This window comes from Loktanella sp. D2R18 (genome assembly GCF_003318235.1).
Classification (GTDB): Bacteria; Pseudomonadota; Alphaproteobacteria; order Rhodobacterales; family Rhodobacteraceae; genus Yoonia.
In genome coordinates, this window is sequence record NZ_QOCG01000032.1 from 204412 (window position 1) to 223814 (window position 19403).

Below are 19403 nucleotides of genomic sequence, written 5' to 3' on the forward strand. Positions count from 1 at the left end.
CTAGATTATGACCCATGATGACCCATTTGCAGAACCGACTGACACCGACAAAACGGTGATCCTGCCCAACCCGGGGGGCCGTCGTCCTGTGACGCCAACACCACCTCGGGTGGCGCAACCCACGGGTCGGCCGCCCGCGTCTTCGACCACTGCGCCAGCCGGTCCGCAGGTGGCGATTGGGTCGGCCGCAACGGGGATGAATGTTCTGAATGCTGCGGCTTCGTCTTTGTTTATGCTAGTAGGGCGGATGCGCAACCGCGCACAGCATGACAACCCGGCCCAGTTACGTGACAGTGTCGTCGCTGAAGTGCGCGCCTTTGAAAACAACGCCCTTCAGGGCGGTGCCCCCGCCCAATCTGTTAAGATTGCTCGCTATGCGATTTGTGCGACGATTGACGATGTGATCCTGAACACCCCGTGGGGCGGACAAAGTAACTGGGCCCAACAAAGCCTTGTGGGTACGTTTCATAAAGAAACCCACGGTGGTGATCGGTTCTTCGATCTGCTCGAACATCTGGAAAAGGAACCGGGCACGAACCGCGATCTGCTTGAATTTATGTACATGTGTCTCAGCCTTGGGTTTGAAGGCCGTTTGCGGGTCGAAAACCGTGGCGCGGAAAAACATACGTCAATCCGCAACAATCTAGCGCGCCTGATCCGGACGCATCGCGGCCCGTTGGAACGCGACTTTTCACTGCGTTGGAAAGGGGTGACCCTTGCGCATCGGCCATTGTCAGCATGGATGCCTGTCTGGCTGACCGGCGGGTTCACCATCGGGGCCACCTGTCTGGCATTCTTTGGATTTTCCTTTGCGCTGAGCGTTGATACCGAACGTCTGCGGGGCCAGTTGGCTGGTTTGAATGTCAACGGTGTCGTCACCTTGGCCCGGTCCGCACCACCGCCGCCGCCGCCGCCACCCACGGTGCAAGAGGTGGAAGAGATCACCGAGGTTGAAACTTTTCTTGAAACCGAAGTTGCACGGGGTCTGGTCACGGTCCTGAATGAAGGCAACGTGCTAACGGTGCGGATTTTGGGGACCGGTATGTTCGGATCAGGTTCCGACGTCTTGGCCCCCGAGGCCGCCGCGCTGATTGACCGGATCGCAGCTGCCTTGAACGAAAAACCGGGCCGCATCCTTGTCGCGGGTCATTCGGACAATGTTCCTATCAATACGGCCCGCTTCCCATCCAATCTGTTTTTGTCGTTGGCGCGGGCTACATCGGTCATGGATCAAATGTCAGCCACCTTGACGGATCCGGACCGGATCAGTGCCGAGGGGCGCGCTGACGCCGAACCCATTGCCACAAACGACACAGCCGAAGGGCGCGCTCAGAACCGCCGCATCGAAGTCATTCTAGTGAAAGCAGGCTAACCCATGTTTCTCCGTGTTATGCGATCTGTCTTCTTGAACCCCATCGGGGTCTTGATCCTGTCCAGCCTGCTTTTGGGGGCGGCCATATGGTATCTCGGGCCGTTGTTATCAATCGCCGATGTGCGCCCGTTCGACACCGTCACTGACCGGGTTATCGCGACGGCAGCCCTGACAGCCGGCACGATTATCGCGATCCTGATCATCCTGCTCGGCCGCCGCAGCCGCGATAGCGAAATTACCGAAGCCATCACCAGCAATGTGACGGAGACACCCGGCGATGACGTGGTCACCGCTGAGTTGAATGAAATGCGTGGCCGTATGAAAGAGGCACTTGGGTTCCTGCGCAAATCCCGTGGCGGGATGCGGTTCGGGTCTCGGCGTCTTTATCAACTGCCGTGGTACATCATCATCGGCCCACCGGGTGCTGGCAAAACAACGGCCATCGTGAATTCGGGGCTAAAGTTCCCCTTGGCTGAACGGATGGGCGCTGGTGCAATTGGCGGCATCGGTGGCACCCGCAACTGTGATTGGTGGTTCACCGATGATGCGGTGCTGTTGGACACCGCCGGGCGCTACACCACGCAAGACAGCGACAAGGATGCCGACGCCAAGGCTTGGACCGGCTTTCTGGATATGCTCAAGAAGCAACGCAAACGGCAACCGATCAATGGCGCGATGATCGCAATCAGCTTGTCCGATCTGTCATTGCAGGATGCAGCAGCGCGCGATGTACACGCGCGGGACGTGCGCACCCGCTTGCATGAATTGCGCGAACGGCTGGGGGTGCGTTTTCCGGTCTATGTTCTGTTTACCAAAACTGACCTGATTGCCGGGTTTCAGGAATATTTTGACAACCTCGGCAGTGATGAACGCGAACAGGTCTGGGGCTTCACACTGCCTTTTACCAAAGGCAGCCAAGACGCGGCCCCAATGACTGCTTTTGACGGAGAATATGAGGCACTTTTGTCCCAACTGGGGGACCATTCTCTGGAACGGATTCAAAGCGAAACGGACTATCAGCGGCGCAGTCTGATTGCGGGCTTCCCGGCACAGATGGCATCCCTGAAATCCGTCGCCAGCGATTTTCTGGGCGAGGTGTTTCAGGACAGCCGCTATGAAGAAAACCAACTGCTGCGGGGTGTCTATTTCACCTCTGGCACGCAAGAAGGAATGCCCATTGACCGGCTGATGATGGGAATGTCGCAGACCTTTGGGATCGGGCGTCAAGCCATCGGTACGGGTGCTGGCCAAGGGCGCAGCTATTTCCTGACGCGTTTGCTGGACAATGTCATTTTCAAAGAAGCGGGCTTGGTCTCTGCCGATGACGCGGTTGAGCGGCGCTATCGTTGGACCGCGCGCGGTGCGATTGCGGCAAGTGTTGTGGCGCTTTGCGGTGTGATAGCTGTGTTGACCAACAGCTTTCGCGGGAATGCCAACCTGATCGCGGATGCCGCAGGGCAGATCACGACCTTTCAGGAAATTGCAGCAAACATCCCCGGCAATCCGATTTCGGATCAGGATATTGCGTCGGTCGTTCCTGCGCTGAATATACTACGCGAACTGCCGGGCAACCCGGCGGCGACGGATCCCGAACCGCCAACATCGCTGACATATGGCTTGTATCAAGGTGACGCCATCGGGTCGGAGACAGCACAAACCTATCGCGGTGCGTTGAACACATTGTTGTTGCCGCGTCTGCTGTTTCGGTTGGAAGAACAAATGCAGGCGAACCTGAACAACACTGACCTGTTGTTTGAGACGCTGAAGATTTATCTCATGTTGGGGTTGCAAGGGCCGATGGATGCCGCACAGGTCAAGCAATTTCTGACAGTGGACTGGCAATTGGCGTTCCCCGGCCAGGAACAATTACAGGCCGACTTGGCGCGCCATCTGGACAAAATGATTAGCCAACCCATGCGCGACATCGCGTTGAACGGCCCATTGGTCGAACAGGTGCAGGGCATTCTGTCCGAAACGCCGCTGTCGGAACGTGTCTACCGCAGCATCGTTGCTTCGCCAGCGGCGGACAGGCTGGCCCCGTTCCGGATTACCGACATCGGCGGCCCAGCTGTGTCACGGGTGCTGTTGCGCCCCTCGGGAACACCACTCAGCGTCGGGGTCGATGGGGTCTATACCCATGAGGGTTTTCACAACTATTTCCTTCCCGAGGTTCTGGTCGTCTCAGAACGCATTCAGCGCGAAAGCCAAATCCTGGGGCAAGCGGGTCCGTCAGACGCATCACCGCAGGCGCTCGCCCAAATCAGCCGCGATGTACTGGCCCTTTATGAAAACGATTATGTCAGCCAATATGACCAACTATTGGCCGACGTCGACATCATTCCGATGGAGAGCCTCGGACAGGCCACGGATGTGATTAACATTCTGTCGGGACCGACATCACCGCTGCGCAACATTCTCAACGCGGTATCCGCGGAAACCAAGCTAACCCAGCTGCCGGACGATCAGGCGCTTGCAGACACCGCCGCATCCGGTCTTGCTGGTTTTGCGCAGGACGAAATTCTGTCATCGCTGGATGCACAGGGCGAGGCATTGGCCCAAGTCTTGGGTTCGGTCGCGGCATCCAGCGGCCAAGGTGCGACGCGTGCTGAACCGGGCCAATTTGTTGAGGATCGGTTCAGCGACCTACATGCATTGGCCGACGGTTTTGACGGTGGCCCATCGCAACTGGATCAGGTGCTTGTCACCATGACGGATGTGTATGACGAACTGAACCGTCTGTCGTTGGGTCAAAATCTTGGCGCGGCGGGCTCTGTTCAGGGCACCAGTGCAGCAGCGCGGCTACAGGCCGAAATCGGACGATTGCCCAGCCCTATGCAACGATGGGCATCGCAAGTGGCTGATGCATCATCTGGGGCTGCGATTGGTGGGGCGCGGGCCGATTTGAACGCCAAGTGGCAATCGCAGGTCCTGCCATTTTGTCAGCGTGCCATTGATGGGCGGTATCCATTCAATCGGCAGGCGGCAGCTGACGTGGCTTTACAGGATTTCGGGAGGTTGTTTGGGCCCACAGGACTGATCGACGGATTTTTCAACGAGAACCTGATCTCATTCGTCGATACGACAACCAATCCATGGCGAAGTAAACGCATCAACGGGGTGGATATCGGGATATCCAACGCGGTGATTGCACAGTTCCAGAAGGCCTCAGAGATTCGTGACAGCTTCTTTCTGGCGCCGGGGCTGCCATCGGTGACATTTGATCTGACACCGGTTGCACTTGACCCAAATGCCGAGCAGGTGACCCTGGATATTGAAGGGCAACCAGTGATTTACGCACACGGCCCCCCTCAGGTCACAGCAATAAATTGGCCCGGTCAGGCCGGGGGACGGACGCGCGTTGCATTTTCACCAACACGTTCTGACGTCGAAAGCTCAATCAGCCGCGATGGCCCTTGGGCCTGGTTCCGGTTACTGGACACAGCCGAAGTACGGCGAACCAATGTATCTGACCGCAACCGGGTGATCTTTAACGTTGGTGGGCGGATCGCGATTTTCCAGATGCGGGCAGGATCCGCGCTGAACCCATTCACCATTCCAGCGCTGGACAGCTTTAGCTGCCCAAGTTCTCTGTGATGTCTTGCCCGGCGACATATGGGTTCTATGGCAAGCTGCCTTGCGCGGGTGATTTCGTGCGGCGCGGGCTGTCACAGGGTTTTGTCGCGGCTTGGGATGGCTGGATGCAGAAAGTGCTGATGAACGGCAAGGATGCGTTGGGCGACCGTTGGAACGACTGCTACATGTCTGCGGCGCTCTGGCAGTTTGGGATCTCAGCCGGGATTTGTGGACAACATGCGGTTGCCGGTGTGATGATGCCCAGCGTTGACCGGGTGGGGCGCCAATTTCCACTTTGCATCGGTCTGGAAATGAACGGGTCAGGCGGGGCCGCATTTGTCGCGCTGCAACCGATTTTTGTACATTTGGAAACGGCTGCATTGGACATGTTGAACGACAACGCGACCTTGGCAGAGCTTGAACAACGCCTGGCGCAGTTGCCTCTACCCGAAAAATGCGATTCGATCGGTAGCGACGTCCTCGACGCGGGGTCGATCTGGATGGCAAAATGGGATGACCGACAGCGCAGCGTGCACAGTGCAGACCTACCGCTAGGCGACCAGCCCGTGGCAACTCTTTTTGACTGGTCCACCAAGGGGTTGGACGACAAGACAACACAGCAGCCAAGGCCATCATTATGACTCAGAATGCGACAACCGCTTTGCGGCGCTACAGCGCAAAAACCGATGTTGGTTGCGTGCGCGACATAAACGAAGATGCATTAGTAGCAGTCCCTGAACTGGGGTTGTGGGCGGTTGCCGATGGGATGGGTGGCCATGTCGGCGGTGATTTTGCAAGCAAGACGGTGGTAGACGCGCTGGAGGCCTTGCCCCATGATCTTACGCCGGTCGATATTATGCATGCCGCCCGAGACACACTGCAAACGTCCCATGCGGCGATCCGACAAGAAGCCGCGCGCAAGGGAAACGTCACTATCGGCGCAACCGCCGTGCTGTTGGTGCTGTCAGAGGCGCATTTCATGTGCCTTTGGGCAGGTGATAGCCGGCTTTATCGGCTACGTGACCGGAAGCTGGTGATGGTCAGTCATGATCATTCAATTGTGGGTGACATGGTCGAAGCCGGACAAATGACGTGGGCTGAAGCCGAACATCACCCGCACAGCAATCAGATAACGCGTGCCATAGGCGTTGGCGATGTTCTGGAGATCGACAAACGCCGTGGAGATGTGATGCCGGGGGACAGGTTCCTTTTGTGTTCTGACGGGCTGACCAAATACGCGGATGACACGATGCTACAGGATATGTTGTGTATGTCGCCAATTGAAACTGCTGCTGAACATCTGATGCAAATCGCCCTTGATGGCGGCGGGCGCGACAATGTTTCCGTTATCGTGATCGAGGTTTAAGTACTGCCATGCCATGTTTTTGCACTGTTTCCGCAGCAGCACTTCCAAACACCATAAGGCCGGACATCATTCCGATCCTGCCAAGTATCCCGTTATCGCTCAAACTGGCAGCGGCGCTGCCAACGTTGGGGCCCGCAACACGGACGGACATGCAATTAGACGCGGCAATCAGCGATGTGGTGATGCCGAACGTGGAACTGTTCGGCGGCACAAAGGGGATGATGCAACTATCCTCGCAATTATCCATGATATCGGGATCGTTCACACTGACTGATTTGCCGCAGTTCGAGTTTGAGATGCAGCAAGCGGCGGAAAGCTTTAATCGCAATGTCTGGCCGCGCCTCGATTTCCTACCAAAGTTCAGCATGCGGCCGCTACTGAACTTTGCCTTGATCGCGCGGCTGGTCATTGATTTACGCGCCCTTGAAATTGACCCGTTTGACGTCGATTTTTTTCCAGGGGGTGAACCGGTACATCCTGGCTACCATGATTTTCGGTTCAAGTTGAGTCCACCGAAGTTGCATCTGGCTCGATTGATGGCGGGGTTGCCGAACCTGCTGAACCTCAACCAAACATTCGAACTGCCACCCTTGGGCGATCCTGGCGCGCATAGCGCGATGTTGGCAACCTTAACGCCAATGGCGCACCTGACCTTGCCAAAACTGATCGTGCCGCTGCCGGTGATTGCCAAAATGGCGATGGTGCTTGAATCGCTTGCGACCATACAAGAGGCATTTGGACCGGACGGCTTTTCCCCAATGGGGTTGGGCCGTATTCAACGAATGCTAAGGCTATGGGGGGGGGTTCCCGTTTCAATTCCAATGCCTGCGCTGGCACTGAAGGCAAAGTTGGATGTATTGCCCTCTCTGGAAGATGTGCAGTTGGGTCTGGACATGGCGGGCGATGCGGGTTCAAGTGCGCTGGTTGGGGCGATGTCATTTTCGCCGCCAAAGCTGGCATTCCTACCGATGTTGAACCTGATCATGGCCTTGAATGCATCAATGGAAATGATGCTGGACATTCCCGCCTTCGACATGTGCGGATCGTGTAACTGCTGTTGAGACGGCAAAAACGGCTTCGATCAGCTGCCATTGAAGCAATCTCATGCAAGCGATCGAAGAGTGGTGAGGGGCCGAAGCCAAACTGAAGGGTCTTGAGCGGCGTGATGAAGCGGTAGCGACCGCGTTCTTCGCTAATGCCATCAACAACAATGGCGGGCCGGACAAGGTTGTCATCGACAAAAGCGAATCAAACGCTGCGGGGCTGTTCAACATGAATTGCCTGCTGGTGATAAATGGCTGGTGTTGGTTGATCGACATTCTGCAGGTGAAATATCTCAACAACAGTATAGAATAGGACCATCGTTTCATAAAGAGGATCACACGCCTCATTCAGGCCTTCAAATTGTTCAACTCAGCAGCCGCGACGTTGGTAGGCATTGAGATCGCGCACATGATCCGCAAAGGACAATTCGACCGATCAGGAGTGTCAGGCTTCGCCCAGTTCGCAGGATAACTGTGCCCAACCCAAGCGAACATCTCGCTTCAAGAAAAACTCTGCGACACAACCGTTTTTCATGCAACTTCATTCTCATTACTCATGTCTTCATCAAATGACAGCGTCTCCCGAAGCCTGCTCCGTGCTGTCATCATGCGTGTCTTGACCGTCCCGACGGGACAATCAAGGATTTCGGCAATCTCGGTATAGAGATAGCCATTGTAATAGGTCAATTCGACAACTGCGCGCAACTCTGGCTTGAGTTGCTGTAACGCCTTCGTCAGATCGGTCGACATAGCGACCTGTTCAGCCGTGTCCTTGCCATCACCGATCAAACTCTCGTCCAGTTCAACGTCACCTTTACGCAGGCCGAGCTTTTGACGCTGCTTGATCGCCATGCGGTAGGCGATGCCGAAAATCCACGTGGCTGGCTTTGAGCGTCCCTCGAACCGATCCGCTGTGCGCCAAACAGTCATCAAGACATCATTGGCAACTTCCTCTGCCACCTCGGCACTATCGGTGATCCGTCGAGCAAAATGCATCAGCTTGGGAAAATACTTGCGATGCAATTGTTCGAACGCCTGAACATTGGCTTTTGCGATAGCAGCCAGCATGTCGTTGTCCGACATTGGTGGCGGCGTTCCAAGGCCGGTCCGAATGGATTCGAGTAGTCGCATCGCGACTGGTTTCTTTGTGCGCTCAGCCCTGAGTGCCGCCTCTTGATCAAAAGGTTCAGTCTTGGATCGGTTCTTTTTGCGGGACGTGAAGTTGTTTGCAGGCTTGTCACAAATTATTGCGTGGCCCCCTCCATCCAGACGCATATTTTTTGGAACATCTTTGAACGTTGGCATTCTGTAGACCTTCTTTTTTCGGGCCCATTGTGCAGGAGCCGCTTACATCATTGGACGGCAGAAACTGACTGGGTCGACCATTGCGATGTTGAAACGCCTGTGTTGCGTGTAGCGTTGTAGCATCCGTTGTAATGCGCGTTTTTTCTGTCATTTCAGAGCTGAAATTCCCGGGTCCGTTGTTACGTTGAGGGCCAGTGGCCTATTGCTCATTCGTCCACGAAAAAGGGTCGAGCAGATAGGCAGTACTCTGGCTGAATTTTGTATCATCGGCGGTTGAAAGATGAAAACTGCGCGCCACAACAATCCTTGCAGAGAAAGACGATGGACAAGATGGCCGCCTAACGCCAAAGATTTAACCCCAAGGACGCCGCGCAAAAATGGAGGGAACTTGGGGCTCAGGTCAGTGACCAAGAATTTTTTTCAAGGTGAAGGGATCAATTCCGTCCTTCATTGCGACTGACGCGTATGTATGCCGCAGATCATGCATTCGATCGTCTTCGATTTCTGCACGCTTGCGAATGCGGTTCGGTCCCAACGCCAAGAATCGATCCGCCAAGAAGGGCCGTAATGCCGTCTATTAAGCAGAACGTAGTGAAAAAGATGGGGCTGTTTCGCTCAAGCAAATGAAAAAATTGGCGACGGCTATGGGCCGCAGGTTTGTATCTGCGATCCTTCCGAACAATCGCATTGATGATATGAAGTATCGGCAAGCGAAACTGAAAGGCACCCAACTGCTAAACGATATTGAGTCCGCGTCAAATTGGACAAGCGACGACAAGCAAGACTGGGTTGATGATAAAGCGGCAGAGCTGCTTCACGACATGCCAAGCCACTTTTGGGAAGAAGTAAGCTGACACAATGCCAAGCAAAAACCAGCCATACATCGCAGTACGGCTGGTTGGAGAACTTTGAGATTTATTTGCAAGCGGCCAGAGACGACGCGAGATTTTTGATCAGCTGGGGATAAAAACCTGCGCCCAGTTCTAGATCAGACCCAAGTGGATCAATGATACCTGTATGCGCTTGGCTTCCTTCGAGAACAGTTGCGACAAGACCTTGGTTGAATTGCGGCTCTGCGAGAACGCAAGCGATCCCTTCGTCCGCGACCCGTGCTTGGATTTCGGCAATGCGCGCGGGGCTTGGATCAGAGGCATCACCGATTGAAATCGCGCCAGCCGCGGGAAAGTCGAAGTCGTTTTCGAAGTATTGGTAGGCGTCATGGAAAACGATGAATTTTTCGCCACGTACAGGGGCAAGCGTTGCGTTTACTTCGCCTATGACGGCTTCGATTTCCGCACGCCCCGCAGCCGCATTTGCAAAGTACACGCCAGCGTTTTCGGGGTCCGCCGCCGAGAGCTGACCGGCGATTACATTCAGCCAGTTCATAGCATTGTTTGGCGATAGCCATGCATGCGGATCATGAGCACCATGGCCGTGGTCATCATGATCATCGTGGTCGCCGTGACCTTCATCATGATCGCTGTGATCGTGCTTTTCAAATAGCGCGCTTTCACGGAATTCGAGCTCGATTGTACCGTCGGTTTCCAGCAATTCTGTAACAGATGCCTCTGACGATAGCGTTTCGATTGTGTCCTCTAGCCAGGGTGTCAGCCCTGCACTGACCCAAAATACGACATCAGCATCTTGCAATGCGCGCGCTTCGGATGGTCGCAGGCTGTATTCATGCGGGCTCGCACCCAGTTGAACGATGAGATCAGGAGAGCCGACACCATCCATGACCCGTGTAACCAACGAATGCACTGGTGCGATATCAACGGCCACCTTAGGCACATCAGCATATACCGTTCCGCCCATCAACGCGGCTGTGAATGAGAGAGAAAGAAGCTTTCTGGACATCGGGGTCTCCGTGTGATTTTATTACATTATTCATCCACGTAAATGAAATGTTATAGCATGACAAGAGAGCCCGCGAATAGCGGTACATATGGTGACCCCTCAGGTTTTTCGGATCACGATCACACTATATGTGTGAGCGATGCGCTGGCTGTTGCCGAAACGCGCTGTAAGCAGGAAGGGCTGCGCTTTACAGCTGTGCGGCGTAAAGTGCTCGATATTTTACTACAAGAACACCGCGCACTTGGCGCATATGCGATTCTTGATCGTTTGAAAGAAGACGGGTTTGGGTCGCAACCCCCTGTCGCCTACCGCGCGCTGGACTTTCTTGTCTTGCATGGGTTCGCCCATAAAATTGAACGGATGAATGCGTTTACCGCCTGCACAGATCCTGAACACGCGCATACACCTGCGTTTATGATTTGCCGGCTTTGCGATGCCGTGGCTGAAACACAGTCTTCGCCTGCGAAAGGTGCGCTCGAAGATGCCGCCCGCACAACCGGGTTTCAAATCGAACAGACCACGGTCGAAGCCGAGGGGATTTGCCCCGCCTGTGTCGAGAAGGCTGACTAGCCATGAATCTTGTAGACGTCGAAGGTCTGAGCGTCCGCTATGGCGCCCGAACGGTTTTGTCGCATGTTTCGCTTGGTGTTGCGAAGGGCGAAATCGTCACGATCGTTGGACCCAACGGATCAGGCAAAACGAGCCTTTTGCGCGCAATCATTGGTGCGGTAAAACCTGCGCAGGGCAAAGTGACCCGTGGGGCTGATGTCAAAATCGGCTACGTGCCGCAAAAGCTGCATATTGACGAAACGCTGCCAATGACGGTGACGCGGTTTCTTAATCTGCCTCACAGCGTCGCGGCAGAAGATATCCAGGCGGCCCTAACACAAGCTGGCGTGCCAAACCTGTCCAAATCGCAACTGTCACAGCTTTCAGGCGGGCAGTTTCAGCGGGTACTGTTGGCACGCGCGTTGATTGGGAACCCTGATTTATTGCTTTTGGACGAGGCGACACAGGGGCTGGATCAACGCGGATCGGCGTCTTTTTATCAACAGATCGAAGCAGTGCGGCAGGAAACCGGCTGCGCGGTTTTGATGATTAGCCACGAATTGCACGTGGTCATGAGCGCCTCTGACCGCGTGATTTGTCTGAATGGGCACGTCTGCTGCGAGGGAACCCCTGCCGTGGTTGCCTCTGCCCCCGAATACCGGGCGCTGTTCGGGACAGGGACCGGGGGCGCATTGGCGCTTTATCAGCATGACCACGATCACAACCATGACCACGCAGAGGCCGCTGAATAATGTTAGATGATTTTATGGTGCGTGCTGCGTTGGCGGGTATCGGCGTCGCGATTGCGGCTGCGCCTTTGGGGTGTTTTGTGGTCTGGCGGCGCATGGCCTATTTTGGCGATGCAACCGCGCATGCGGCCATTCTGGGCGTTGCCCTGTCGCTCGCGTTTTCGATGTCTGTTTTCATCGGCGCAATGGCAGTTGCATTGATAATGGCCTTAACCGTCAACCTGCTGTCCGGACGCGGCTATGCAATGGATACGCTTTTGGGTGTCTTGGCGCATTCGGCCCTTGCGTTCGGTTTGGTCGCGGTGTCGTTTTTATCGGGCATACGCATTGATCTGATGTCCTATCTTTTTGGTGATATCCTTGCGGTTTCGCGTGGCGACCTCGGCGTGATCTGGAGCGGCGCTTTGCTTGTTGTGTTGCTGATCGGGTGGCGCTGGTCTGCCTTGCTCACATCGACGCTGAACGAAGACTTGGCCTATGCCAGCGAAATTAATCCCAAACGCGAACAGCTTGTGTTGACTGTAGCCTTGGCGATTACGGTCGCCGTTGCGATTAAAGTTGTCGGGGTGTTGCTGATCGCGGCGCTACTGATCATCCCAGCCGCCGCGGCCCGTCCGCTATCGCGTACCCCCGAAGGCATGGCCGTGGCCGCCGGTGCAATCGGTATGCTCTCGACGGTCATCGGTCTACGTGCAGCCTATGTGCTGGATACGCCAGCCGGGCCTTCGATTGTCTGCGTTGCCGCGATAACGTTTCTCATTTCCAGCACGTTAAAATCAGCGTTGTCCACGAGATCATAAAAAAGGCCCCGCTGAATTCAGCGGGGCCCTTTCTTTGTTGGATATAAGGTGCAGCGCCTTTAGAAGTGCGCTGACAACGCGTCGAGTGGCGCCTTCTTAGGTGGTGCGAACTTTGTCAGGTCGATGCCTGCCACAGCGGTTTTATACTCTGCCAATGTCGGGGTGCGGCCCAAGATCGCGGAAAGCACAACAACTGGCGTAGAGGCCAGCAGTGATTCACCTTTTTTCTCGTTGGAATCTGCAACTACACGACCTTGGAAAAGACGGGTCGAGGTCGCAAGCACAGTATCCCCTTTGGCTGCTTTTTCTTGGTTCCCCATGCACAGGTTACAGCCGGGGCGTTCAAGATACAGAATGTTTTCGTAATCCGTGCGGGCCGTAACCTTTGGCGCGGCATCGTCGAATTCAAACCCACTGTATTTCTGCAAGATTTCCCAGTCGCCTTCTTCCTTCAACTCATCAATGATGTTGTAGGTTGGGGCGGCCACAACAAGCGGCGCCTGAAAGGCAACTTTGCCTTGTTCAGTTTCGAGGTTGCGCAGCATTTGCGCGACGATTTTGATGTCGCCTTTGTGAACCATGCAAGACCCGACAAAGCCAAGATCGACCTCTTTTTCAGCCTTATAGTATGAAATCGGGCGGATTGTGTCATGTGTGTAGCGTTTTGAGACGTCGATGTTGTTGACGTCAGGATCCGCGATCATTGGCTCGACGATCGCATCCAGATCAACCACAACTTCGGCAAAGTATTTTGCATTATCGTCAGGGCGCAGCGCTGGTTTTTCACCAGAGCGGATTTCTGCGATCCGCTGATCCGCCTTTGCGATCAGCCCGGCCAGCATGCCGTTTTCATGCTCCATGCCTTTGTCGATCATGATTTGGATACGTGATTTCGCCAGCTCCAATGACCCGATCAGCGTATCATCATCAGAGATACAGACCGAAGCTTTCGCCTTCATTTCAGCGGTCCAATCCGTAAAGGTGAACGCTTGGTCTGCCAGCAATGTGCCGATGTGGACTTCGATCACGCGGCCTTGGAAAACATTATCGCCGTGCTGTTCAAGCATCTGTGCTTGCGTTGCGTGCACAACATCACGGAAATCCATGTGCTCGGCCATTGTGCCTTTGAACGTCACCTTCACCGATTCTGGGATAGGCATAGAGGATTCACCCGTCGCCAGCGCAAGCGCCACAGTGCCAGAGTCAGCGCCAAAAGCGACACCCTTGGACATACGTGTGTGGCTGTCGCCGCCGATGATCACATCCCAATCGCTGACCGTTAGATCGTTCAGCACCTTGTGGATTACGTCGGTCATTGCGTGGTAAACGCCTTTGGGGTCACGTCCTGTGACCAGGCCGAAATCGTTCATGAATTTCATCAGACGCGGGGTGTTTTCCTGCGCTTTGATATCCCAGACAGACGCCGTGTGGCAGCCCGACTGATAGGCCCCGTCAACAGATGGTGACACGGTCATTGCGGCCATCGCCTCGAGCTCTTGCATTGTCATCAGGCCGGTGGTGTCTTGCGACCCCACGATATTGACGCCGACGCGCACATCCGAACCAGCGTGCAAGACAGCACCCGGCGTCACACCGCGCGCGTTTGTGTTAAAGATTTTTTCAACGGCGGTAAGACCTTGGTCATCGTTGCTGATTTCTTTGGACGGTGCGAAGACAAGCGGCGCTTCGACACCAAGCGTCTCAGCAGCAAATGTCTGAAGCTTTTTACCAAAGACGATGGCATATGAACTGCCCGCCTTCATGAACTCCATCTTTTGCGGGGTAAATGACGCGGCCATACCGACCAGCTTTTCACCATCTTCACTATAAAGCGCTTTTTCTTTGGTGTTGATTTTCAGAACAGTGCCTGTGTCGACCGAATATTTTTGCTCAAGAATGGCGTCGCCATCGTTATTCAGAATCGGGTTACCGTCTTCATCAACTTTCTTGACCCAGTTTTTCAGATCCACACCGATACCACCGGTCACGCCAACGGTAGTCAGGAAGATCGGTGAAATACCGTTGGTCCCTGCAACAACGGGGGCATAATTCACAAATGGCACATAGGGTGACGCCTGTTTCCCGGTCCAAAGGGCCACGTTGTTCACACCAGACATCCGCGATGAACCGACGCCCATTGTGCCTTTTTCGGCGATCAGCATGACGCGCGCGTCAGGGTGCTGCACTTTCAGTTCTTCGATGTGCTTTTGCGCCGCTTCGTCGATCAGGCATTTGCCGTGCAGTTCACGGTCTGCGCGCGAGTGCGCTTGGTTGCCCGGCGACAAAAGGTCTGTCGAAATATCGCCCTCTGCTGCAACATAGGTGACAACTTTTACTTCTTCATCAACCTCGGGCAGCTTTGTAAAGAACTCGGCTTGTAGGTAGCTTTTGATGATATCAGTCGCGATTGGGTTTTGCGCCTCGTGGGCAGCTTTCAGACGGTCGGTGTCAGCTTCGTACAAGAACACTTGTGTCTTCAGCACGTCAGCAGCTTGCCCAGCCAAATCCAGATCATCGCCAAGGGCGAGATCGATCAAGACCTCAACAGAAGGGCCGCCCTTCATGTGTGACAGCAGCTCAAATGCATAGGTTGGGGTGATTTCCGCAACCGCTGCCTGCCCCAGAATGATCTCTTTGAGGAATTGCGCCTTTGCGCCAGCCGCGCTCGTGGTGCCGGGCAGTGTGTTGAAGATGAAATAGTGCAATGAATCGGCGCGATGCGCGTGATCGACATCTTTGATCTGCGCGATAATTTCTAGCGTCAAAGCTGCGTCATCAATTGGTTTCGGGTGCAGCCCTTGCTCTTTACGGGCTTCGATTTCAGCTAGGTAATCGCTATACAAGCTCATTGGCTATCCTATCATTTTGTTGAGTGCCTAAGCGGCAAAAAGGAAAAGCTTCGGCCGCACACGTTAGTTGTATGCGGCGGTATACCAAAACCCAACTCCATTCAAGCCTCGCTGACCCACCGATAACAACAGTTTCATGAAATTTCTTAAAAACTTCTAACATCTGTCGGTGCTAAGGTCGAAGTTCTTATTTTGTGTGCCTACGGTTTCGGGGAATCCCTTAACCGGAAACAAAAGCCTTGATGCGTTGTAAGGCGGCATCAAACGTCTCGTCGTCAATGGTCAAAGCAACCCGCACCCAGTCTTGCAGGCTATCCCCAAAGGAGCTTCCGGGCATGACGGCCACCCCTTGTGCATCCAAAAGCGCGCGTGCGAAGGCTTCTCCGTCTAGGCCGGTTCCCGACACATCAATCATGCCAAACATTCCGGCTTGTGGACGGTGGACTTTGAGGCAAGTTTGGTTGTTCCCCAAAACTTCGTCCATACGCGCGGCCCGTGTGGCAAAACGTGCCCGCATGCCCGCCGCGACCGACGATCCCGCGCGCACGGCATGCACGGTCATGTCTGCGATGAACGGCTGATTACCAAAAAGCATGGCCTCTGCCACGGGCAAAATGGCTGCAACTGTTTCGGCGCTGGCCACGCACCAACCGCTGCGGAACCCGGGGGCTGCGTGTGACTTCGAGATAGAAGACACCGTAACGACCCTGTCGCGTAGATCTGCAAAATCTAAAGGGGAGGCAAAGGTTTCACCTTCGAAAATCATTTCGGAGTAAACCTCATCCGAAATGATCCAAAAATCATGTTGCTTGGCCAATGCCCCGATGGCGGCAATGTCCTCGCGGGTTAGAATTGCGCCTGTTGGGTTATGCGGGGTCGTCAATAAAACCGCGCGGGTGCGTGGGGTAATACATGCGGCTATATCGGCGGCTTGCATTCGAAACCCATGTTCAGGCCGCAATGGAACGGGCACCATGTCGGCCCCGCTAGCCCGCACTACAGCTTCGTAAGTGGCATACATCGGATCGCCGACCAGAACCTCATCCCCCGCCTCAACAAGACCGGCGAATGCAGTGTAGAGTGCGGTTTGTGTGCCCGGAACACAAAGAATGTTTTCTGGTCCAATCTGCGCGTTGCTGCGTTTGGTGTAATATTCACCAAGCGCTTCGCGCAGGGTTTCTTCGCCCTGCCCATCTGAATATTTGGTGCGGCCTGCGTGGATGCCATCAATCGCCGCACTGCGCAGTTCCACAGGGACATCGACATCGGGTTCGCCGATGGTCATCAGAATGATGTCGTGCCCCGCATCCGCCAGTTTTTTTGCGTCGAAGTGGACCTGCCATTTCGCCCCGCCCAGACCTTCGAGCCGTTTGGTGATGCTAGCGTATTTCATAATAATTTCTTTCGGTAGTCGGCTGTGGCGTTACGGGGTTTTGAAGTCGATCAGATACGGCTGACGTAAGGCATGTGCGCGTTTGATGGCAGGGACTAAATCCGCAATATCGGTGATGGATTCTGCACCCATGCCATAAGCAGAAGCCAATGTCACAAAATCTGGCGGAGTTGGGGTGACACCAATGGGCGCGACATCCGCGCTGACCATATAGCTTTCGATTTCTTGATAGCCGCCATTGTTCCAAACAAGGAAAATGACTGGTGTTTTTTCATCCATTGCAGTGCCAAGCTCAGATAGGCAAAACTGGAACCCACCATCGCCCGTGATGCAAACGACTTGGGCATCAGGTTGCGCAAGGCTGGCACCAATGGCCGCAGGTGGGCCATAGCCAAGCGACCCATAGCCGACGGACGAATTGAACCATCCACGCGGTTTGGCAATATCGGCATAGCAGTTCCCAGCGTACACCAGCTGCGTTGAATCCCCAATAAGCAAGCAACCGGGCAATGCGTCACCGATGGTTTTGATCAAAGCGACACCATCTTGATACGCGGGCCCAAGGCAGGCGAGCGCAGCAGAGCGGGTTGTTTTAGCGCGTGTTGCACCGTCACAATTCAGCTGTTCGTCAATCTCTGCTAAGATAGCGATTAAAGCCTCAGAGGCATCGCTGACCACTGTCATATCTGGCAAGGTCCCACGGGTGGCTTGTAACGCATCCACATCGATACGGATCAGCTGCTTCAGTGCGGGAAAACCGCCATCGTAGTTCATGTCATAATCGGTTGGTCCAAACTGCGTGCCAATGGCTAAAACCACATCAGCATCCGCCAGCATTTCCCGCACAGGTGCCAAACTTGGGCTTGCGGGAACCTCCAGCGGGTGGCCGCCAAGAATGCCACGTGCATTGATGGTTGTGACAACAGGCGCATCCAATTGTTCTGCAAGTGTTTGAACCGACGATTCTGCTGCGATGGCGCCACCACCAACCAAAAGTATGGGCCGCTTTGCCTTTTTTAAGATGTCGGTGGCGCGCGCAATATCCTCTGGCAGCGGAAGACGTCGCTGCGTCTGTACGACCCTTGGTTTCGGGACCGCGACTATTTTTGACATCACGTCCAACGGGATTTCAATATGCACGGGGCCAGGACGTCCGGCTGTCATTGCGGCAAATGCGCGATCCAAAACGGGCTCTAGATCGCTCCCCGAATGAACGGTCTGGGTAAATAGCGCGATGCTGCGCATCATGCCGACTTGGTCCGGCAATTCGTGCAAATGCCCGATTTCATGCCCGTGCGTTTTTACAGGGTTCACGCCCGAAATGATCAACATCGGGATCGAATCTGCGCGCGCCTGCGCCATTGCAGAAATCGCATTGGTCAAACCCGGCCCCGTAATCAGTAAACACACACCCGGTTTGCCCGAAGCGCGCGCATAGCCGTCGGCCATGAATCCAGCGCTTAATTCGTGGCGCGGTGTAATATGTCTGATACTGGACCGTTCAAGACTGCGGTACATTTCCACAGTGTGTACACCGGGGATGCCGAATATCGTGTCGACACCGCGCCGTTCAAGCAGATCCACAAGAACCTCGCCGACTGTTTTTTTCTGGGTCATGTTAGGCTGACATTTCTGTGAGAATTTTGATTTTGCTATACGTGTGTATAACAACAAGTTCAAGAGCTGTCACGTCCACAAGACAAAGCTGACGATGAAAAACCGGGCCTTTGAAATTAGCCGGACAAAAAGCGAAGTGCGATAGGCGGCCTAACCCGCGATGGCAGATTGTAAATCCAGGTCCAGCAGCACACCAATGTCGCGCAAGCCAATATTGGCGATCTCATTCGGTGCGAACTTTGAATGCAGCGCGGCACCTTCAATCCACAAACCGTCAATCATCGCATTGCAACTGATTGCCAATTCGCGGCACACATCAGGATCAGGTAGACGGCCCACCTCTTTCCAAGCCTCAGCGATCTGCACTGCAAGCCCATCGCAAAACTGAAGATAGGTCCGTTCATGCGTCTCTCGGATATATGCTTCTTTCCGGAGTTTACCCAAGAATGACGCCCATAGCGTCAGATTGCGTTCGCTCATCACCGGCGCGGTCAAACTCGCCTGTACCGTAGTTGCCAAATGGCAAACAGCGGTTGCATTCTTGGGCAATTCCGGGTGCAAAGACAGTTCGGTCATCTGCGACATATGATAGGCATACGCCGCATTTAGTAACTGGTCCTTTGTCGTGAAATGATGCCTCACAAGACCTTGGGTGACATTTGCCCGTTTGGTAATTTCACGGACCGTCGCGCCGTTAAAGCCAAGGTCACCGATCACATCTAACGTTGCTTCTATCAGCGACTGCCTGCGCGCATCTGCAGTTTCCCTTTGAAAAACGCGGCGTTCCTTCTGCACCATCTGTAACCTCGCCAGCCTAATAGGCGGCCCCAAATACGTCAGGGGCCAATCATCTTATCTTAACATATGCCCGCGGGTTGGCGAGGGCCACGAACGCAATTCAACTATCTGCCATTTCCATGATGGCATATG

At 54.7% G+C, this 19403-nt stretch carries 15 protein-coding genes and 1 pseudogene; 10 read left to right on the forward strand and 6 right to left on the reverse strand.

What is annotated here, in order from left to right; translation table 11 throughout:
* Positions 1-7: 7 nt before the first annotated feature.
* From tssL to DS901_RS19205, 6 genes and pseudogenes are all read left to right on the forward strand, one after another.
* Positions 8-1372, forward strand: coding sequence for a type VI secretion system protein TssL, long form (gene tssL, locus DS901_RS18360; protein ID WP_113778385.1), 1365 nt, complete (start codon positions 8-10; stop codon positions 1370-1372).
* A gap of 3 nt (positions 1373-1375) precedes the next feature.
* A complete protein-coding gene (gene tssM / locus DS901_RS18365; RefSeq protein WP_113778386.1) occupies positions 1376-4966 on the forward strand; it encodes a type VI secretion system membrane subunit TssM in 3591 nt (1196 codons plus the stop codon).
* Positions 4966-5586: a type VI secretion system-associated protein TagF gene (tagF, locus tag DS901_RS18370; protein ID WP_113778387.1), complete on the forward strand. Its 621-nt coding sequence runs from the start codon at positions 4966-4968 to the stop codon at positions 5584-5586. The genes tssM and tagF overlap by 1 nt, the downstream gene beginning before the upstream one ends.
* Entirely contained in the window at positions 5583-6311 is a 729-nt protein-coding gene (locus tag DS901_RS18375) for a PP2C family protein-serine/threonine phosphatase (protein ID WP_113778388.1), read from the forward strand. Before tagF ends, DS901_RS18375 begins: the two co-directional genes overlap by 4 nt.
* Before the next feature lie 149 nt (positions 6312-6460).
* The gene (locus DS901_RS18380; protein ID WP_181820934.1) at positions 6461-7372 is read left to right on the forward strand and encodes a hypothetical protein; all 912 of its coding nucleotides are present in this window, start codon (positions 6461-6463) and stop codon (positions 7370-7372) included.
* A 94-nt stretch (positions 7373-7466) separates the two neighbouring features.
* A pseudogene (locus DS901_RS19205) lies at positions 7467-7826 on the forward strand (DDE-type integrase/transposase/recombinase); the annotation flags it as partial.
* A gap of 59 nt (positions 7827-7885) precedes the next feature.
* Here the strand turns inward: DS901_RS19205 and DS901_RS18390 are convergent.
* Complete coding sequence (locus tag DS901_RS18390; RefSeq protein ID WP_181820935.1) at positions 7886-8485, reverse strand: RNA polymerase sigma factor; 600 nt, start codon at positions 8483-8485, stop codon at positions 7886-7888.
* Positions 8486-9282: 797 nt separating this feature from the next.
* Here DS901_RS18390 and DS901_RS18400 point away from each other — a divergent pair.
* Positions 9283-9513 carry a hypothetical protein gene (locus tag DS901_RS18400; RefSeq protein ID WP_113778391.1) on the forward strand — a complete coding sequence of 77 codons (231 nt, stop codon included), beginning with the start codon at positions 9283-9285 and terminating at the stop codon, positions 9511-9513.
* A 61-nt stretch (positions 9514-9574) separates the two neighbouring features.
* On the opposite strand, the gene DS901_RS18405 is transcribed toward DS901_RS18400, so the two are convergent.
* Positions 9575-10516 carry a zinc ABC transporter substrate-binding protein gene (locus DS901_RS18405; protein WP_113778392.1) on the reverse strand — a complete coding sequence of 314 codons (942 nt, stop codon included), beginning with the start codon at positions 10514-10516 and terminating at the stop codon, positions 9575-9577.
* 57 nt (positions 10517-10573) lie between these two features.
* Here DS901_RS18405 and DS901_RS18410 point away from each other — a divergent pair, with 57 nt between their 5' ends.
* The 3 genes from DS901_RS18410 to DS901_RS18420 are packed head-to-tail and all read left to right on the forward strand — an operon-like array spanning position 10574 to position 12614.
* Positions 10574-11086, forward strand: coding sequence for a Fur family transcriptional regulator (locus DS901_RS18410; protein WP_113778393.1), 513 nt, complete (start codon positions 10574-10576; stop codon positions 11084-11086).
* Positions 11087-11088: 2 nt separating this feature from the next.
* A complete protein-coding gene (locus DS901_RS18415; RefSeq protein ID WP_113778394.1) occupies positions 11089-11817 on the forward strand; it encodes a metal ABC transporter ATP-binding protein in 729 nt (242 codons plus the stop codon).
* Positions 11817-12614 carry a metal ABC transporter permease gene (locus DS901_RS18420; RefSeq protein ID WP_113778395.1) on the forward strand — a complete coding sequence of 266 codons (798 nt, stop codon included), beginning with the start codon at positions 11817-11819 and terminating at the stop codon, positions 12612-12614. The genes DS901_RS18415 and DS901_RS18420 overlap by 1 nt, the downstream gene beginning before the upstream one ends.
* Before the next feature lie 59 nt (positions 12615-12673).
* Here the strand turns inward: DS901_RS18420 and DS901_RS18425 are convergent, their stop codons facing one another.
* The 4 genes from DS901_RS18425 to DS901_RS18440 all read right to left on the reverse strand — a co-directional run bounded on the left by DS901_RS18425 (position 12674) and on the right by DS901_RS18440 (position 19271).
* On the reverse strand, positions 12674-15463 hold the full coding sequence (locus DS901_RS18425) for a bifunctional aconitate hydratase 2/2-methylisocitrate dehydratase (protein WP_113778396.1): 2790 nt from the start codon (positions 15461-15463) through the stop codon (positions 12674-12676).
* Positions 15464-15683: 220 nt separating this feature from the next.
* Positions 15684-16856 (reverse strand): pyridoxal phosphate-dependent aminotransferase, encoded by a 1173-nt coding sequence (locus tag DS901_RS18430; protein ID WP_113778397.1) that lies wholly within the window; start codon positions 16854-16856, stop codon positions 15684-15686.
* A gap of 30 nt (positions 16857-16886) precedes the next feature.
* Positions 16887-18473, reverse strand: coding sequence for a 5-guanidino-2-oxopentanoate decarboxylase (locus tag DS901_RS18435; RefSeq protein WP_113778398.1), 1587 nt, complete (start codon positions 18471-18473; stop codon positions 16887-16889).
* A gap of 150 nt (positions 18474-18623) precedes the next feature.
* Complete coding sequence (locus DS901_RS18440; protein WP_113778399.1) at positions 18624-19271, reverse strand: TetR/AcrR family transcriptional regulator; 648 nt, start codon at positions 19269-19271, stop codon at positions 18624-18626.
* Positions 19272-19403 lie beyond the last annotated feature (132 nt).

Excerpts from the sequence above, each read along its gene's own strand:
- DS901_RS18390 (WP_181820935.1), bottom strand. The coding sequence starts at position 8,485 with ATGCGACTACTCGAATCCATTCGGACCGGCCTTGGAACGCCGCCACCA.
- DS901_RS18435 (WP_113778398.1), bottom strand. The coding sequence starts at position 18,473 with ATGACCCAGAAAAAAACAGTCGGCGAGGTTCTTGTGGATCTGCTTGAA.
- DS901_RS18440 (WP_113778399.1), bottom strand. The coding sequence starts at position 19,271 with ATGGTGCAGAAGGAACGCCGCGTTTTTCAAAGGGAAACTGCAGATGCG.
- DS901_RS18420 (WP_113778395.1), top strand. The coding sequence starts at position 11,817 with ATGTTAGATGATTTTATGGTGCGTGCTGCGTTGGCGGGTATCGGCGTC.
- DS901_RS18410 (WP_113778393.1), top strand. The coding sequence starts at position 10,574 with ATGACAAGAGAGCCCGCGAATAGCGGTACATATGGTGACCCCTCAGGT.
- DS901_RS18415 (WP_113778394.1), top strand. The coding sequence starts at position 11,089 with ATGAATCTTGTAGACGTCGAAGGTCTGAGCGTCCGCTATGGCGCCCGA.
- tagF (WP_113778387.1), top strand. The coding sequence starts at position 4,966 with ATGTCTTGCCCGGCGACATATGGGTTCTATGGCAAGCTGCCTTGCGCG.
- tssL (WP_113778385.1), top strand. The coding sequence starts at position 8 with ATGACCCATGATGACCCATTTGCAGAACCGACTGACACCGACAAAACG.
- DS901_RS18430 (WP_113778397.1), bottom strand. The coding sequence starts at position 16,856 with ATGAAATACGCTAGCATCACCAAACGGCTCGAAGGTCTGGGCGGGGCG.
- DS901_RS18400 (WP_113778391.1), top strand. The coding sequence starts at position 9,283 with ATGAAAAAATTGGCGACGGCTATGGGCCGCAGGTTTGTATCTGCGATC.
- DS901_RS18405 (WP_113778392.1), bottom strand. The coding sequence starts at position 10,516 with ATGTCCAGAAAGCTTCTTTCTCTCTCATTCACAGCCGCGTTGATGGGC.
- tssM (WP_113778386.1), top strand. The coding sequence starts at position 1,376 with ATGTTTCTCCGTGTTATGCGATCTGTCTTCTTGAACCCCATCGGGGTC.
- DS901_RS18380 (WP_181820934.1), top strand. The coding sequence starts at position 6,461 with ATGCAATTAGACGCGGCAATCAGCGATGTGGTGATGCCGAACGTGGAA.
- DS901_RS18375 (WP_113778388.1), top strand. The coding sequence starts at position 5,583 with ATGACTCAGAATGCGACAACCGCTTTGCGGCGCTACAGCGCAAAAACC.
- DS901_RS18425 (WP_113778396.1), bottom strand. The coding sequence starts at position 15,463 with ATGAGCTTGTATAGCGATTACCTAGCTGAAATCGAAGCCCGTAAAGAG.